This window comes from Bradyrhizobium barranii subsp. apii (genome assembly GCF_011516635.5).
GTDB lineage: Bacteria > Pseudomonadota > Alphaproteobacteria > Rhizobiales > Xanthobacteraceae > Bradyrhizobium > Bradyrhizobium barranii.
Map to the genome: position 1 here is coordinate 9,641,884 of NZ_CP096255.1, position 15,908 is coordinate 9,657,791.

14 protein-coding genes are annotated in these 15,908 nt (G+C 65.2%); 10 read left to right on the plus strand and 4 right to left on the minus strand.

The window, feature by feature from the left end; genetic code table 11:
- Positions 1–154: 154 nt before the first annotated feature.
- Genes HAP41_RS45865 through HAP41_RS45885 form a run of 5 tightly spaced genes read left to right on the plus strand, consistent with a single transcriptional unit; the run spans position 155 to position 4,617 of the window.
- Positions 155–1,885: a dipeptide ABC transporter ATP-binding protein gene (locus HAP41_RS45865; RefSeq protein WP_166070437.1), complete on the plus strand. Its 1,731-nt coding sequence runs from the start codon at positions 155–157 to the stop codon at positions 1,883–1,885.
- Between the two features lie 19 nt (positions 1,886–1,904).
- On the plus strand, positions 1,905–2,084 hold the full coding sequence (locus tag HAP41_RS45870) for a DUF4089 domain-containing protein (RefSeq protein ID WP_028148078.1): 180 nt from the start codon (positions 1,905–1,907) through the stop codon (positions 2,082–2,084).
- A gap of 7 nt (positions 2,085–2,091) precedes the next feature.
- Positions 2,092–3,486, plus strand: a complete 1,395-nt coding sequence (locus HAP41_RS45875; protein ID WP_166070406.1) for an AtzE family amidohydrolase — start codon at positions 2,092–2,094, stop codon at positions 3,484–3,486.
- A gap of 11 nt (positions 3,487–3,497) precedes the next feature.
- Positions 3,498–3,890, plus strand: coding sequence for an oxalurate catabolism protein HpxZ (gene hpxZ / locus HAP41_RS45880; protein WP_166070373.1), 393 nt, complete (start codon positions 3,498–3,500; stop codon positions 3,888–3,890).
- Between the two features lie 4 nt (positions 3,891–3,894).
- The gene (locus HAP41_RS45885; RefSeq protein WP_014491242.1) at positions 3,895–4,617 is read left to right on the plus strand and encodes a GntR family transcriptional regulator; all 723 of its coding nucleotides are present in this window, start codon (positions 3,895–3,897) and stop codon (positions 4,615–4,617) included.
- 111 nt (positions 4,618–4,728) lie between these two features.
- On the opposite strand, the gene atzF is transcribed toward HAP41_RS45885, so the two are convergent.
- Positions 4,729–6,534 (minus strand): allophanate hydrolase, encoded by a 1,806-nt coding sequence (gene atzF / locus HAP41_RS45890; RefSeq protein WP_166070295.1) that lies wholly within the window; start codon positions 6,532–6,534, stop codon positions 4,729–4,731.
- 192 nt (positions 6,535–6,726) lie between these two features.
- A complete protein-coding gene (locus HAP41_RS45895; RefSeq protein WP_166070234.1) occupies positions 6,727–7,233 on the minus strand; it encodes a MarR family winged helix-turn-helix transcriptional regulator in 507 nt (168 codons plus the stop codon).
- A 148-nt stretch (positions 7,234–7,381) separates the two neighbouring features.
- On the opposite strand from HAP41_RS45895, the gene HAP41_RS45900 reads away from it, so the two are divergent.
- Positions 7,382–9,232 (plus strand): feruloyl-CoA synthase, encoded by a 1,851-nt coding sequence (locus HAP41_RS45900; protein ID WP_166070221.1) that lies wholly within the window; start codon positions 7,382–7,384, stop codon positions 9,230–9,232.
- A gap of 352 nt (positions 9,233–9,584) precedes the next feature.
- On the opposite strand, the gene HAP41_RS45905 is transcribed toward HAP41_RS45900, so the two are convergent.
- On the minus strand, positions 9,585–10,091 hold the full coding sequence (locus tag HAP41_RS45905; protein WP_166070191.1) for a MarR family winged helix-turn-helix transcriptional regulator: 507 nt from the start codon (positions 10,089–10,091) through the stop codon (positions 9,585–9,587).
- Positions 10,092–10,174: 83 nt separating this feature from the next.
- Between HAP41_RS45905 and HAP41_RS45910 the strand changes: the two genes are divergently transcribed.
- From HAP41_RS45910 to HAP41_RS45920, 3 genes are read left to right on the plus strand one after another with little or no spacing between them, the layout of a single operon-like run.
- A complete protein-coding gene (locus HAP41_RS45910; RefSeq protein WP_166070186.1) occupies positions 10,175–11,383 on the plus strand; it encodes a cytochrome P450 in 1,209 nt (402 codons plus the stop codon).
- Between the two features lie 12 nt (positions 11,384–11,395).
- Entirely contained in the window at positions 11,396–11,719 is a 324-nt protein-coding gene (locus HAP41_RS45915) for a 2Fe-2S iron-sulfur cluster-binding protein (RefSeq protein WP_166070176.1), read from the plus strand.
- A 51-nt stretch (positions 11,720–11,770) separates the two neighbouring features.
- Positions 11,771–12,982 carry an ABC transporter substrate-binding protein gene (locus HAP41_RS45920; protein ID WP_166070172.1) on the plus strand — a complete coding sequence of 404 codons (1,212 nt, stop codon included), beginning with the start codon at positions 11,771–11,773 and terminating at the stop codon, positions 12,980–12,982.
- 164 nt (positions 12,983–13,146) lie between these two features.
- Here HAP41_RS45920 and HAP41_RS45925 read toward each other — a convergent pair whose 3' ends face one another.
- On the minus strand, positions 13,147–14,409 hold the full coding sequence (locus tag HAP41_RS45925) for an NAD(P)/FAD-dependent oxidoreductase (protein WP_166070130.1): 1,263 nt from the start codon (positions 14,407–14,409) through the stop codon (positions 13,147–13,149).
- A gap of 299 nt (positions 14,410–14,708) precedes the next feature.
- Here HAP41_RS45925 and HAP41_RS45930 point away from each other — a divergent pair, with 299 nt between their 5' ends.
- Complete coding sequence (locus HAP41_RS45930) at positions 14,709–15,881, plus strand: ABC transporter substrate-binding protein (protein ID WP_166070126.1); 1,173 nt, start codon at positions 14,709–14,711, stop codon at positions 15,879–15,881.
- The last annotated feature ends 27 nt before the right edge of the window (positions 15,882–15,908 follow it).

Below are 15,908 nucleotides of genomic sequence, written 5' to 3' on the forward strand. Positions count from 1 at the left end.
CACCCCTCTCCCCAACCCTCCCCCGCAAGGGGGGAGGGAGCGAGAGGCCGGTGCCCGCCTCACACGCAAATTTCCCGCCGAAATTCCCCAATGATTCCAACCCCGTTCTACTGTGCATGGGGTTGTTTTCGACATTTTTGATCGGGAGGCCCTCATGACCGTCCAGCCCCTGCTCGACGTCCAGGATCTCACGGTCGAATTCACCACCCGCCGCGGCATCGTCAAAGCCGTGCAGCACGTCAACATCTCCGTTGCCAAGGGCGAGACGCTCGCCATCGTCGGCGAGTCCGGCTCGGGCAAGTCGGTGACGTCCTATGCAGTGATGCGCATCCTCGATCGCGCCGGGCGGATCGCCGAGGGCTCGGTGATGTTTTCCGGCATCGACGTGAAGGCCGCCACCGAAGACCAGATGCGCGACCTGCGCGGTCGCGAAGTCTCGATGATCTTCCAGAACCCGCGCGCCGCGCTGAATCCGATCCGCAAGGTCGGTGATCAGATCGAGGACGTGCTGCGCACCCATGTGCAGCAGGCGCAGGTTGCTGACCACGGCGAAAAGGCGATCGAGGCGCTGGAGCAGGTCAAGATCGCCCGCCCGCGCGAGCGCTACCACGCCTATCCGTTCGAACTGTCCGGCGGCATGTGCCAGCGCGTCGTCATCGCGCTCGCGCTCGCCTGCAATCCGCAGCTCCTGATCGCGGACGAGCCGACCACCGGCCTCGATGTCACCACCCAGAAGGCGGTGATGGACCTGATCGTCGAGCTGACCAAGCGCAAGGCGATGTCGACCATCCTGATCACCCACGACCTCGGCCTTGCGGCTGCCTATTGCGACCGCGTCGTCGTGATGGAAAAGGGCCGCGTCGTCGAGACCGCCAAGGCCGCCGACATTTTTGCCAACCCGCAGCACCCCTATACGAAGAAGCTGATGCGCGCGACGCCGCGGCTCGGGGTGAGCTTGCGGGATCTGTTGCCGGAGGAGGAGGGCGCGGCCGCCGCGGCCGCGAGCCCAGCATCCGCCCCGACCGCCGCAGCAGGCACGGAGAGCCAAAAGCCTCTCCTCCTCATCGAAAAGCTCGTCAAGGAATACCCCCGCCAGGGCGCCACGGCGACGCTCGGAAAACTGTTCGGCCGGAAGCCTCCTGTGGAGCCGGACGTCTTCCGCGCCGTCGACGGCATCAGCCTCTCCATCGGTCATGGCGAGAGCGTCGGCCTGGTCGGTGAGTCCGGCTGCGGCAAATCGACCACGTCGATGATGGTCATGCGTCTGCTCGACCAGACCTCGGGCCTGATCCAGTTCGACGGCGAGGACATCGGCGCCATCGCGCCTGCCTCCTTCGCCCGGCTGCCGCAGCGCAGCCGCATCCAGATGGTGTTCCAGGACCCGACCGACAGCCTCAACCCGCGTTTCACCGCCGCCCGCGCCATCGCCGACCCCATCATGCAGCTCGGCGACATCAGGGGCCGCGATGCGCTGCGAACGCGCTGCGAGGAGCTGGCGACCATGGTCGGCCTGCCGCACAATCTGCTGGATCGGTTTCCGCACCAGCTGTCCGGCGGGCAGAAGGCCCGCGTAGGCATCGCGCGCGCCATCGCGCTGCATCCAAAACTCGTCATCCTGGACGAGCCGACCGCGGCGCTGGACGTCTCGGTGCAGGCCGTGGTCCTCAATCTGCTTCAGGACCTGAAAGCGCGCTTAGGTATGAGTTATCTGTTCGTCTCGCATGATTTGAACGTAGTGCGCTTGTTGTGCGATCGTGTCATTGTCATGCGGACAGGTCGAATCGTCGAAGAGGGCTCTTCCGAAAAAGTCCTCAGCGATCCGCAGGACGACTATACCAAGGAGCTGTTGACGGCGATCCCGCATCCGCCGTTGCCGGTTCACTGAGAGATTGTTTGGGAGCGTGATGGCCGAGCCGCTGGACGATTATATCGACGCCGTATCGAAAGCGCTGGCGCTGCCGGTCGAGGAGGCCTGGAGGCCGGCGGTGCGCGCCAATCTCGAAGTCTCGCTGCGGCTTGGCCGACTGGTCGACGAATTCGCGCTGCCGGACGAGACCGAGCCGGCGCCGATCTTCACGGTCTGACCCCGCCATGACCGCCAAGCCAGAGATGACGGCTGCGGACATCGCCAAGGCTGTGGCCGGCGGCAAGATGTCGGCACTCGATGCCACCGAAGCAGCGCTTGCGCGCATCAAGCAGCACGATGGCGTCCTCAATTCCTTCACCGACGTCACCGCCGATCGCGCCCGTGCGAAAGCGCGTGCGATCGACGCCGACATTGCTGCCGGCAAGGAGGTTGGCCCACTCGCCGGCGTTCCCTTCGCGGTGAAGAACCTGTTTGACGTCGCGGGGCTTCCGACACGCGCCGGCTCGAAGATCAACCGCGACCTCGCGCCTGCCAAGCGCGACGCCACGCTGATCGAGCGGATGGAAGCCGCAGGTGCCGTGCTCGTCGGCGCGCTCAACATGGGCGAATACGCCTACGACTTCACCGGCGAGAACGTCCATGACGGTCCCTCGCGCAATCCGCATGACACGACCCGGATGACCGGCGGCTCGTCCGGTGGTTCCGGCAGCGCCGTCGGCGGCGCGCTGGTGCCGATCGCGCTCGGCTCGGACACCAACGGCTCGATCCGCGTGCCGTCCTCGTTTTGCGGCATCTTTGGCTTGAAGCCGACCTATGGCCGGCTGTCGCGGGCGCGCTCGTTCCCGTTCGTCGCGAGCCTCGATCATCTCGGCCCGTTCGCGCGCTCGGCGACCGATCTCGCGCTCGCCTATGACGCGATGCAGGGACCGGATGCGGATGATGCTGCCTGCACCACGCGCGGTCTGGAGCCGACGCTGCCGCTGCTCGCCAATCCGGTGTCGGACCTGCGCATCGCGATTGCCGGCGGGCACTTTCAGAAGAACGTGTTTCCCGAGGCCGTCGAAGCGGTGAGCCGCATCGCCAAGGCGCTCGGCGCGACGAAGATCGTTGACGTGCCCGAAGCCTCGCGCGCCCGCGCGGCGGCCTATGTCATCACCACCACCGAAGGCGCCTCGCTGCATCTGGATCGCCTGCGCAAGCGTCCGAACGATTTCGATCCCGCCGTGCGCGACCGGCTGATTGCCGGCGCGATGGTGCCGGCGCCGCTGGTCGACCGCGCGCAGAAATTCCGCCGCTGGTATCGCGCGCAGCTCGCCGAGATCTTCAAATCCGTCGACGTGCTGATTGCACCGGCCACGCCCTGCACCGCGCCGAAGCTTGGCCAGGTGAATTTCACGCTCGACGGCGTCGAGTTGCCGGTTCGCGCCAATATCGGCATCCACACCCAACCGATCTCGTTCATCGGGTTGCCGGTGGTCGCCGTGCCGGTGCCGCTCGAGCCGCTGCCGATCGGCGTGCAGATCATCGCCGCGCCCTGGCGCGAGGACATCGCGCTGCGCGTCGCGCACGCATTGGAGAAGATGGGCGTGGTATCCGCGCCGTCGCCGAGGGGACTTTGAGAGGATTTAAAATGGAGATCGATCTCCCCGAGGTGATCGCGGAAGTGAAGGCCGCATTCGAGCGCTATGAGCAGGCTCTCGTCACCAACGACGTCGCCGTGCTCGGCGAACTCTTTCGCAACGATCCCCGCACGCTGCGCTACGGCATCGGCGAGAACCTGTACGGCTATGAGGCGATCTCCGGCTTCCGCGCTGGCCGCTCGCCGGTCGGCCTGAACCGCCGCACCGCGAAAACCGTGATCACCAGCTATGGCCGTGACACGGCCGTGGCCTCCACCCTGTTCTATCGCGACACGGCTCCCGGCAAGGTCGGCCGGCAGATGCAGACCTGGATTCGCTTCCCGGAGGGCTGGCGCGTCGTCGCCGCCCATGTCAGCATCATCGACGAGTCGAAAGAGACCTGATCGTATGACGCTTGACGATCTTCCGCCCGGAACATTGCCGGCCGAGCCGGTGGTGCCGCGCGTCGACCGGGCGCAGCCCAGCGTGCACAAGATCACGCGCGCCGAGGAACTGCGGCTTCAACTCGCCGACGAGATCGTACGCGGAACCCTGGCCCCCGGCGCGCCGCTTGATGAAACCGACATCGCGCGGCGCTTCAGCGTCTCGCGCACGCCGGTCCGCGAGGCGCTGCGCCAGCTGGTGGCGAGCGGCCTCGTCGAATCGCGCGCCCATCGTGGCGCGGTGGTGGCGCAGCCCTCGGTCGAGCGTCTCAAGAGCATGTTCGAGGCCATGGCGGAGCTCGAAGCGCTGTGCGCCGGCCTTGCCGCCGAGCGCATGTCGGCGGCCGAGCGCCACGGTCTCGAAGCCATCCATGAAGAGCTGCGCGTGCTCAGCTACGCCGGCAATCCCGATCGTTTCCACGAGGTCAACGAGCGCTTCCACAACGCGATCTATGCGGGATCGCAGAACGGCTACATCGCCGAGATCACGCTGGCGACGCGCGTCCGCGTGCAACCGTTCCGCCGCGCCCAGTTCCGCAACCTCGGCCGATTGGCAAAGTCGCAAGCCGAGCACGACCGCGTCGTCGTCGCGATCATGCGCGGCGACAAGCAGGGCGCCGCCGCCGCCATGCGCGCGCATATCGAGCTGGTGCGTGGGGAATATGAGATTTACGCGGTGTCGGTTTAGGGCGGCAAACGCGGTACCGTAGGGTGGGCAAAGGCGCAAAGCGCCGTGCCCACCATCTATCCTAACTAATCCTGTTGGTGGGCACGCTACGCTTTGCCCACCCTACGGCAGCTACGCCTTCGCAGCTTCCGCCATAAACTTCCGCCAGCCGCCATACGCCGTGATGTCTCGCGCCTCGCCCAGCACCTCCGGCTCGACGAGAAACCCTTTCACGCTGCGGCCGTCCGCAAGCCTGATTGTGCCGATTGCCATCGGTGCCGGAATCGCATTCACGAACTTGCCGAATGCCGACGACGACAGCGACCAGATCTCCAGCTCGATCGACGCGCCCGTGCCAGCCTCGACGCGCAGCATACCCGGCTTCGAGGGCGTGGTCTTGAGTGCGTAGAGCTTGTAGTCGGGCGCGGTCCTGGTCGCTTCGATCAGCTTTCCGTTGAGCGCCGTCAATTCGCCGTTCAGCGCCATACCGGAGAGATGCGCGCCGACGACCGCGATCGGAATCTCGTCGTTGCCGCTTGCGGCAAGCGGCGCCAGCGGTGCCTGCGCAACGCCCTTCGCTCCAACGGTCAGTTTCGTATCCGCATGGAATACACGGCCGATGCTCGCAAGCAGCGCATCGCGCCCCGCAGGCGCGAGCAGCGTGATGCCGAACGGAATGCCATCCGCGCGCATCGATGCAGGCACCGCAAGACCACAGAGATCGAGCAGGTTGACGAAATTGGTGTAGGTGCCGAGCCGGCTGTTGAGCTCGATCGGATTGGCCAGCACCTGCAGTGTCGTATACGCGGTCGGCGCGGTCGGCAGCACCAGCGCGTCGATATTGGCAAACGTCCGCTCGGCAACCTTGCGCAGGCCCTGCAAACGGTAGAGCGCAGAGAAGGTTTCCGCAGCGGTCAGCCGCGCGCCGGCCGCGGTGATCTCGCGCGTCACCGGGTGAATCGAATCAGGCGCGGACGCCAGCAGATCCTTGATCACGAGATAACGCTCGGCGACCCACGGCCCCTCATAGAGCAGCCGCGCCGTCTCGTAGAACGGCTCGAGGTCGAACTCGACCAGCTTAGCGCCGAGCGCGGTCCAGCGCTTCAGCGCATCGCCGTAAGCGGCTTCCGCCTTCCTGTCGCCGAAGAAGATCAGCTGTCCGTTGCGCGGCACGCCGAGGCGCAAATTCGCGGAGAACGGCGTGATCGCGCCCAGCGGCCGGTCGCGCGAGAACGGGTCGGCCTGGTCCGGCCCCGCCATCACGGAGAGCGCCAGCGCGGCGTCGTCGACGGTCAATGCGAACACCGAGATGCAGTCGAGCGTGCGGCACGCCGGCACCAGGCCAGCAGTCGAGATCATGCCGAGGCTCGGCTTCAGCCCGACGATGTTGTTGAGCATCGCCGGCACCCGGCCGCTGCCGGCGGTGTCCGTGCCCAGCGACAGCGGCACCAGTCCGGCACCCACCGCGACCGCCGAGCCAGAGCTCGAGCCGCAGGGAATGAGATCTTCGCGGATCGAATTCTTGGGGATGCCATAAGGCGAACGCACGCCGACGAGGCCGGTTGCGAACTGGTCGAGATTGGTCTTGCCGATGATGATCGCGCCGGCCGCGCGCAGGCGTTCCACCGCGGTCGAATCACGCGTCGGCGTATACGAGAAGGCCGGGCAGGCCGCGGTGGTCGGAAATCCCAGCGCGTCGATATTGTCCTTCACCGCGACCGGCACGCCGTAGAGCGGCAGGCTGGTGGCATCCCTTGCGGCAAGCTTCTCGGCTTCCGCGATCGCGTCCTTCTCGTCGCGCAGGCTGATGAAGATTGCGGGATCGTTGTGATCGCGGATGCGATGATAGGTTCGCGCGACGGTCTGCGCAGGCGTGATCGTGCCCGCGCGATGCGCGGCCACAATCGCGGCGATCGTTTCAGGCTGCTCAGCCCCCATGGTGACAAAACTCCGGCAACAGGTCGTACCCGGATTGAAGCAAGCGATGTGCCATTGTGTACACAATCCGGGCAGGCGCAATGTCTCGGATATTATCGAGGGATCAGTGGCTTGTCGGATATTTCGAGGACTGATGGGCCGTCGTGCCAGCGCCCTGATACGGGCATTTGCGTAAATATTGGGCGGCGCCGATCAGGTGAAGCCGGCAAGGATCTGGAGCAGCCGCTCCCGGTTCTCCTTGCCGATCTTCTCCACGACATGCCGCTCGTGCTCGGCGGCGAGGCGCTTGAATTTGGCAAGCGCCGTCTCCCCCGGTGCGGTGAGGTGCAGCGCATGGGAGCGGCGGTCCGCCTTCGACTTGACCCGCTTCACCAGCTTGCGCTGTTCGAGGCTGTCGAGCAGATGCACCAGCCGGGCGCGCTCGATGCCAAGACGCTTCGCCACCGCCATCTGCGACAGGCCCGGATTGGCGCCGATGACCGTCAGCACGGAATACTGCGTCGGCTTGATGTCGACCTCGCCGAGCGTCTTGATGAAGTCCTGAAAGATCCAGATCTGGAAGCGCCGCACTGCATAACCGGCGTGCCCGACCAGTGCGTCGAGGCCGATCTCGTCCGCGTCGTTCGGCCGCGCCGCGCCGTTGCCGGCACGTTTGCGTGGGGAGGGGCGGGCGTCGGCTCGGGCTGCGCTGGCTGTCACGTGATCTCTCCTGCCGTGCAACCTTAGCGCCCCGAAGGCCTCTACGGAAGATTGTTGTTGACGACAACAATTGTCGTGCCCAACAATATGGCCAAAGCTGCCCGGAACGAGGCTGTAGCCGATCCCTGATACGGGCGAGGAGGAAACCATGACAACCGCCGCACGCGGTGACGCTTCGAGCCTGTTCGCAACGCCCAAGACCGTCGCCGAGCATCGCCCCGACGGCAGCATCGTGCTGCGCTCGCCAGACCCCTTGCGCGACAGCGCGCGCTGCATCGGCGACTGGCTGGAGCAATGGGCGCGGCAGACGCCTGATGCGATCTTCCTCGCCGAGCGCGACAGCGCCGACACGCCCTGGGCCACCATGACCTACGCGGGCGCCCTGCGGCGGGTACGCGCAGCGGCGAGCTGGATTTTGGCGCAAGAGCTCAGCGCCGAGCGTCCCGTCGTCATCCTCTCCGACAACAGCATCGATCACGCGTTGCTTGCGCTGGCCGCCCAGCATGTCGGCGTTCCCTCGGCCGCGATCTCGCCGGCCTATTCGCTGATGTCGAAAGATTTCGACAAGCTCAAGAGCATGATTTCGCTGCTTCAGCCGGGCGCGATCTATGTCTCGGCGACAAAGCCGTTTGCCGCGGCGCTGGCCGCGATCGAGCCGCTGCACAAGGCGCAGATCATCAGTGGCAATGCCGGCGATGCCGATGCGCTGGCCTTCCGTGACATCGCGGCAACGCCCGAAAGCCCCGACGTCGCAAAAGCCTTCGCCGCGGTGACACCGGACACGATCGCAAAATTCCTGTTCACCTCGGGCTCGACCGGCACGCCGAAAGCCGTCATCAACACCCAGCGCATGCTGACCTCGAGCCAGCAGGCCAAGGCGCAAACTTGGACGTTCCTGGAGCAGGCTGCCAGCGATCTCGTCATTCTCGATTGGCTCCCCTGGAGCCACACGTTCGGCGCCAACCACAATTTCAATCTCGTGCTGCGCAACGGCGGGTCGCTCTATATCGACGGCGGCAAGCCCGCGCCCGGTCTCTTCGCAACGTCACTCGCCAATCTGAAAAGCGTGATGCCGACGGTCTATTTCAACGTGCCGCGCGGTTTCGACATGCTGATCGCAGCGCTGCGCGGCGACGAGGAGCTGCGCCGCCGCTTCTTCGGCGAGGTGAAATTCGCCTTCTATGCCGGCGCCGCGCTGCCGCAGAACCTCTGGGACGCGCTCGAACAGCTTTCGGTGGAGACTGTTGGTCGTCCGCTGCCGATGGTGTCGGCCTGGGGCTCGACCGAGACGTCACCGCTCGCGACCGATTGTCATTTTCTCGCGGAGCGCTCGGGCAATATCGGCGTGCCCATTCCCGGGACGGAACTGAAGCTCGTCACGTCCGGCGACAAGCTCGAGGTGCGGGTGCGCGGCCCCAATGTCACGCCGGGTTACTGGAAGGCGCCGAAGCTGACGAAGCAGGCTTTCGATGACGAGGGCTTCTATCTCATTGGCGATGCCGTGAAGCTTGCCGATGCGGAACGGCCTGAGCGCGGATTGTTCTTCGATGGTCGTGTTGCGGAAGACTTCAAGCTCAACTCCGGCACCTGGGTCAGTGTCGGCACGCTGCGCGTCGCCGGCATCGCGGCACTCGCGCCGCTGGCGCAGGACATCGTCGTTACCGGCCATGGCGGCGACGAGGTGCGCTTCCTGGTCTTCCCGAACATGGCTGCTTGCCGTGCCCATGCCGGCTTGCCCGAGACGGCAGGCGTGAACGATGTGCTCGCGCATGACAAGGTCAGGACTGCGATCACGCAGGGCCTGGCGAAGCTGAAACAGCAGGGTGCCAACTCCTCGGGCCACGCCACACGCGCGCTGCTGCTCGCCGAGCCGCCATCGGTCGACGGCGGCGAGATCACCGACAAGGGTTACATCAACCAGCGCGCCGTGCTGACGCGGCGTGCCGATGCGGTGGCGCGGGTGAATGATGATGCGTCGGGTGAGTGGATCGGTCTGTAGCCACGGGCAGATCAAGTCGGAGTGAGGCCACGCTCTGTCCATATCGTCATTGCGAGCGCAGCGAAGCAATCCAGAATCTTTCCCCGGTGGGGCTCTGGATTGCTTCGCTGCGCTCGCAATGACGGGGATGGGTCGAGCAGCTCGCAAAATACGCCAGCCATTCTGCCGCAATATCCTGCATGATTCTTTTGTTGCTTAAGCAACTAATTTGTGCGAACCGTTCCAGACAAGGATGACGGCGGGGGAACCGCTGCGCCTGATCCTGGAGGAAACGATGCTCGGCAGAGAGGGTGCCGCGGGCAAATGCCGGCGTATGCCTGAAGGCGGCGATGCCGCGCGCTTCACGCGCGCGTCAGGTGGTGCTGCTGCCGGTCACTGCGCCGAGATTTTCGTGCAGCCGGCGCAGCAGATCGATCAGCACCTCGCGCTCGTCCTTGCTCAGGCAGGACAGCAGCCGCCGCTCGCGATCGAACGCCGCGACGATCACCTTGTCATGGGTGGCGCGGCCCTTCGCTGTCAGCGAGATCGAATGGGTGCGGCCATCGTTCGGGTCGGTTCGAATCGAGACCAGTCCGCGCTTCTCGAGGCCGGCAAGCGTCCGGCTCACCGGCCCCTTGTCAAAACCGATGACGTGGCAGATGCGCGAGGCGGGAATACCGGGCTCGATCGCCAGCAGCGACATGATCCGCCATTCCATGACGTTGACGCCAAACTCGCGTTGGTAGAACGCGGTGGCGCTGTTCGAGAGCTTGTTGGCGATGAAGGTGATGAAAGCCGGGACATAACGATCGAGATCGAGCGTCGGCCCGGTTTCAGCGGGTGCGGGCCTTTGGCGGGCTCTGGTCGAAGACGGCGGCATATCGGTCTTTTGTCTCGCGGCGTGTCCGAAGACCTAAGGGCAAGCGCGGCCCTTTCACAAGATCAAAATGAGGGACGACTTCAATGAGCGCACCTGGCTCCGCCGTATCAGGCGTCCCGCATCTCGACGTCGATCCCTTCGACATGAATTTTTTCGCCGACCCCTATCCCACGCACGAGCTGCTGCGGGAGGCAGGTCCGGTCGTCTATCTCGACAAGTGGAACGTCTATGGCGTGGCACGCTATGCCGAGGTCCATGCCGTCCTGAACGATCCCGCGACGTTCTGCTCCAGCCGCGGCGTCGGCCTCTCCGATTTCAAGAAGGAGACGCCGTGGCGGCCGCCGAGCCTGATCCTCGAGGCCGATCCGCCCGCGCATACGCGGACCCGCGCCGTGCTCTCAAAGGTGCTGTCGCCGACCGTGATGAAGCAGGTGCGCGACCGCTTTTCCGCGGCGGCCGAGAAGCGGGTGGACGCGCTGATCGAAAGGCGCAGCTTCGACGCGATCGCCGACCTCGCGGAGGCCTATCCGCTCTCGATCTTCCCGGATGCGCTCGGGCTGAAATCCGAGGGGCGCGAGCATCTGATTCCCTACGCGAGCGTCGTGTTCAACGCATTCGGGCCGCCCAACGAGCTGCGCCGGGAGGCGATTGCGCGTTCGACGCCCCATCAAGCCTATGTTGCCGAGCAGTGCCAGCGCGAGAACCTTGCGCCCGGCGGCTTCGGCGCCTGCATTCATGCCCAGGTCGACGAGGGCGCGATCACGGCCACCGAAGCGCCGCTGCTGGTGCGCTCGCTGCTGTCGGCTGGTCTCGACACCACTGTCAACGGCATCGGCGCGGCCGTCTATTGCCTCGCGCGCTTCCCCGAGCAATGGCAGCGCCTGCGCGGCGATCTCACGCTCGCGCGTAGCGCCTTCGAGGAAGCGGTTCGTTTCGAAAGCCCGGTGCAGACCTTCTTCCGCACCACCACACGTGAGGTCGAGCTGTCAGGCGCGACGATCGGCGAAGGTGAGAAGGTGCTGATGTTCCTTGCCGCCGCCAATCGCGATCCGCGCCGCTGGGACAAGCCCGACAGCTACGACATCACGCGCCGCTCGTCCGGCCATGTCGGTTTCGGCTCCGGCATCCACATGTGCGTCGGCCAGCTCGTCGCGCGCCTCGAAGGCGAAGTGATGCTGACGGCGCTGGCGCGGCGTATCGCGAAGATCGAGATCACGTGCGAGCCGAAACGCCGCTTCAACAACACGCTGCGCGGGCTCGACAGCCTGCCGGTCACCATCACCCCGGCCTGACGAGGAGCCTTGATGCCCGCCATCACTTTCATTGATGCCGACGGCAAGTCCGATCGTGTCGAAACTTCAGGCGACGAAAGCGCCATGCAGGCCGCGACCCGCCATGGTCTCGACGGCATCCTGGCCGAGTGCGGTGGCAATGCCATGTGTGCGACCTGCCACGTCTATATCGACGCAGCCTGGCTCGCGCGCCTGCCCGCGATGGCTGATGACGAAGACGCGCTGCTCGACGGCACCGCCGCCGAGCGGCTGCCGAACAGCCGGCTGGCCTGCCAGATCATGATTACGCCCGCGCTCGACGGGCTGGTGCTGAGATTGCCGGAACGGCAGGTCTGATTCCAGAACGTGCCGGCGGCGACCGGCGCGACACACAAAGGGGAGGGAACGATGAAACACCTGAAATGGACGCTTGCGCTGGCGGCGAGCCTGATGAGCGGCGCGGCAAGCGCCGAGATCTCCGACAATGTCGTGCGCGTCGGCGTGCTCAACGACATCTCGGGCATCTTCCAGGACACCAACGGCATGGGCTCGGTCGAGGCCGCGCGGATGGCGGCCGAGGATTTCAACGGCGGCGGCAAGAACATCAAGGTCGAGATCGTCTATGCCGACCACCAGAACAAGGCCGATGTCGGCAACGCGATCGCGCGCAAATGGCTCGATGTCGAGGGTGTCGATGCCATCGTCGACGTGCCGAATTCGGCCGTCGGCCTCTCCATCAACACGCTGCTGCGCGACAGCCGCATGACCTTCCTGGCGTCGTCCACCGCAAGCTCGGATCTCACCGGCAAGGCCTGCTCGCCCAATACGATCCAATGGGTCAACGATGCCTGGGCGACCGGCAACACCACCGCGGCCGCGATGATGTCGCGCGGTGGCAAGGACTGGTATTTCCTCACGGTCGACTATGCGCTCGGCAAGGGCATCGAGGCGGAGGCGCAGAAATACATCGAGGCGCACGGCGGCAAGGTGCTCGGCTCCTCCAAGCACCCGCTCGGCACGTCGGACTTTGCCTCCTTCCTGTTGCAGGCGCAGGGCTCGAAAGCGCAGGTGATCGGCCTCGCCAATGCCGGCGGCGACACCATCAACGCCGTGAAGCAGGCTGCCGAGTTCGGCATCCAGCAAGGCGGGCAGAAGCTCGTCGCCTTCCTGCTCTTCATCAACGACGTCCATGGGATGGGCATCAAGGTCGCGCAGGGCCTCCAGCTCATGGAAGCGTTTTACTGGGACATGAACGACGACACCCGCGCCTTCGCCAAGCGATTTGCGGCGCGACCCGGCATGAACGGCAAGATGCCGAGCGGCAACCAGGCCGGTGTCTATGCCTCGACGCTCGCTTATCTGAACGCGGTCGCCGCGACCGGCAGCGACAATGCGAAGGACGCCGTGCCCGAGATGAAGAAGTTCAGGGGTAAGGACAAGCTGTGCGGCGACACCACGATCCGCCAGGACGGGCGCGTCGTGCATCCCATGTATCTGTTCGAGGTGAAGAAGCCGGAGGAGTCGAAATATCCGTACGACTATTACAAGCTGGTCTCGACGATTCCCGCGGAGCTGGCGTTTAGGCCGCTCGCGGAGGGCGGGTGCGAGTTGGTGAAGTAGTGCCGCGCGCGCCACTGCACCCTCTCCCCTTGTGGGAGAGGGGGGCTTCGCAAAGCGAAGCCGGGTGAGGGGTTCTCTCCTCACGAATGGTATTGCGAGTGGAGAGAACCCCTCATCCGGCGCTTCGCGCCACCTTCTCCCACAAGGGGAGAAGGAAGAAAGAGCTACGCCACCTTGCTACTCCCCTGCGTGATCAACCGCGCCGCGCGCTGGTCGCGGGCGTAGATCCAGAGCCAGCTCAGGGCGACGCTGAGGCGGTGGCGCAGCCCGATCAGGAAGTAGATGTGGGCGATGCCCCAGATCCACCATGCGATGGTGCCGCGCAGTTTGACCTTGCCGAAATCGATCACCGCGAGCCGCTTGCCGATCTGTGCGAGGCTACCGGAGTGCTTGTAACGGAATGCACCTTTGTTCTCGCCACGCAGGCGCGCCTTGATGGTCTCGGCGACGTGCCGGCCCTGCTGCTTGGCGGCCGGCGCGATGCCGGGCACCGGCTTCCCCTCCCAGGCGTTGATCACAACAGTGTCGCCGATCGCAAAGATTTCGGGATGACCAGGTATCGTCAGATCGTCTTGGACCTCCACGCGCCCGGCGCGATCGCTTGGTGCGCCCAGCCATTCGGCGGCGGGCGAAGCGCGCACGCCGGCGGCCCAGATCCGCGTCTTTGCTTCGAGCAGCTTGCCGCCGAACACGACGCCCTCTCGGTTGATCTCGGTGACGGCCTGGCCCAGCACGACCTCGACGCCGATCTTTTCCAGCGAGGCCTGCGCATAGGCCGAGAGATCATCGGGGAAGCCTGCGAGCACGCGTGGTCCGGCCTCGATCAGCACCACGCGTGCCTTGTGGGTGTCGATGTTGCGGAAGTCGGCGGGGAGCGTGTGGTGCGCCATCTCGGCGATGGTGCCGGCGAGCTCGACGCCGGTGGGGCCGGCGCCGACGATGACGAAGGTCAGCCGCGCCGCGCGTTTGGCCGGATCGGTCTCGCGCTCGGCGCGCTCGAATGCCACCAGGATGTGACGGCGCAGCGTGGTCGCGTCTTCCAGCGTCTTCAGGCCGGGGGCGAACTGCTCCCACTCGTCATGGCCGAAATAGGCATGGCGCGCGCCGGTGGCGAGCACCAGCGTGTCGTAGGGCACCTCGCTGCCGTCGTCGATCAACACGCAGCGCCGGTCGGCATCGACGCCGCTCACCGTCGCAAACAGGGTCGTCACCTCGCGCCGGTCGCGCATCAGGTGCCGGACCGGCCAGGCGATTTCGCTGGTCGCGAGCGAGGCGGTCGCGACCTGGTAGAGCAGCGGCTGGAACAGATGATGGTTGCGGCGGTCGATCAGCTTGATCTCGACCGGCGTGCCCGCAAGCCGGTAGGTCGCCTCCAGCCCGCCGAAGCCGGCTCCGACGATGACGACGCGGTGGGGATTTGCGGCCATGATACACCCTCGAATCTCGCTGCTGCTCTCCTCCATGTAAGTGCGCATTGGGCGCCGTAGTCCAATAGCCGTCATCAATCGCGGCATAGGCTGGGCGTATCGTCATCCCGCGAAAAAGCGCCGCAGCCTTGGTCGAAGTGAGTAGAATTATATTTCTTGCCATCCTCGATTGGGGCGAAATATGGTGCAGGGGCGGGCGCTGAGCCATTGGCGGCGCGACAGATTTTACGTTCAATAGAGACGACCCGGGGGCGGCGATCACCCCGTTTCCGGGATCAATAATAAGGAGGGGAGTGGTTATGAGGACGGCATTCTGGCTGGCGGGCGCAGCGGCGCTGGTGCTGGCAAATCAGGCTTTCGCCGGCGACACCATCAAGATCGGCTTCGTTTCGACCTTCAGCGGCCCGACCGCCGTGATCGGCAACGACATGCGCAATTCCTTCGAGCTCGCGCTCGACCACATCGGCCGCAAGATGGACGGCAAGCCGGTCGAGGTGATCTACGAGGACGACGGGCAGAAGCCCGATGTCGGCAAGCAGAAGACCGAGAAGCTGGTGCAGTCCGACAAGGTCGATTTCATCGTCGGCTACATCTGGTCGAACGTGCTCCTGGCCTCGCTCAAGACCGCGGTGGATACGCAGACTTTCCTGATCTCGGCCAATGCCGGTCCGTCGCAGCTCGCCGGCGAACTGTGCTCGCCTTACGTGTTCTCGACCTCCTGGCAGAACGACCAGACGCCCGCCGCCATGGGCCTCTACATGAACCAGAAGGGCGTCAAGAGCGTGTTCCTGATCGGGCCGAACTACGCGGCCGGCAAGGACATGCTCGCGGGCCTGAAGAGCACGTTCAAGGGTGAGGTCAAGGGCGAGGAGTACACGGTCTGGCCGAGCCAGCTCGATTTCTCCGCCGAGCTCTCCAAGGCGCGCGCCTCGGGCGCCGAGTCGATCTTCGTGTTCTATCCCGGTGCGGCCGGCGTGCAGTTCCTCAATCAATATGCGCAGGCCGGACTGAAGAGCACGATGCCGCTCTACACCGCCTTCACGGTCGACGAGCTGTCGCTGCCGCTCCAGAAGGAGAACGCGCTCGGCGTGCCCGGCGCGCAGGAATGGGTCAACGACCTCCCGAACGAGCAGAACAAGCGCTTCGTCGCCGACTACCGCAAGAACTACCCCAATCTGCGCCCGACCTATTACGGCGCCCAGGCCTATGACGCGGCCCAGCTCATCAACAGCGCGGTGGTCGCTGTGAAGGGCGACACCAGCAAGAAGGACGCGATGAAGGCCGAGATGGAGAAGGCCAACTTCAAGTCGCTGCGCGGCCCGTTCAAATACGGCAAGAACCACATCCCGGTGCAGAGCTTCTATCTCCAGGACGTGGTCAAGGACGGCGAAGGCCAGCTCTCGCTGAAGACGGTCGCGACGATCGTGGAGAACGACCAGGATCGCTTCCACGAAAAGTGCGCGATGAAGTGAGCTGATGCCTCTTCCCCTCTCCCCGCC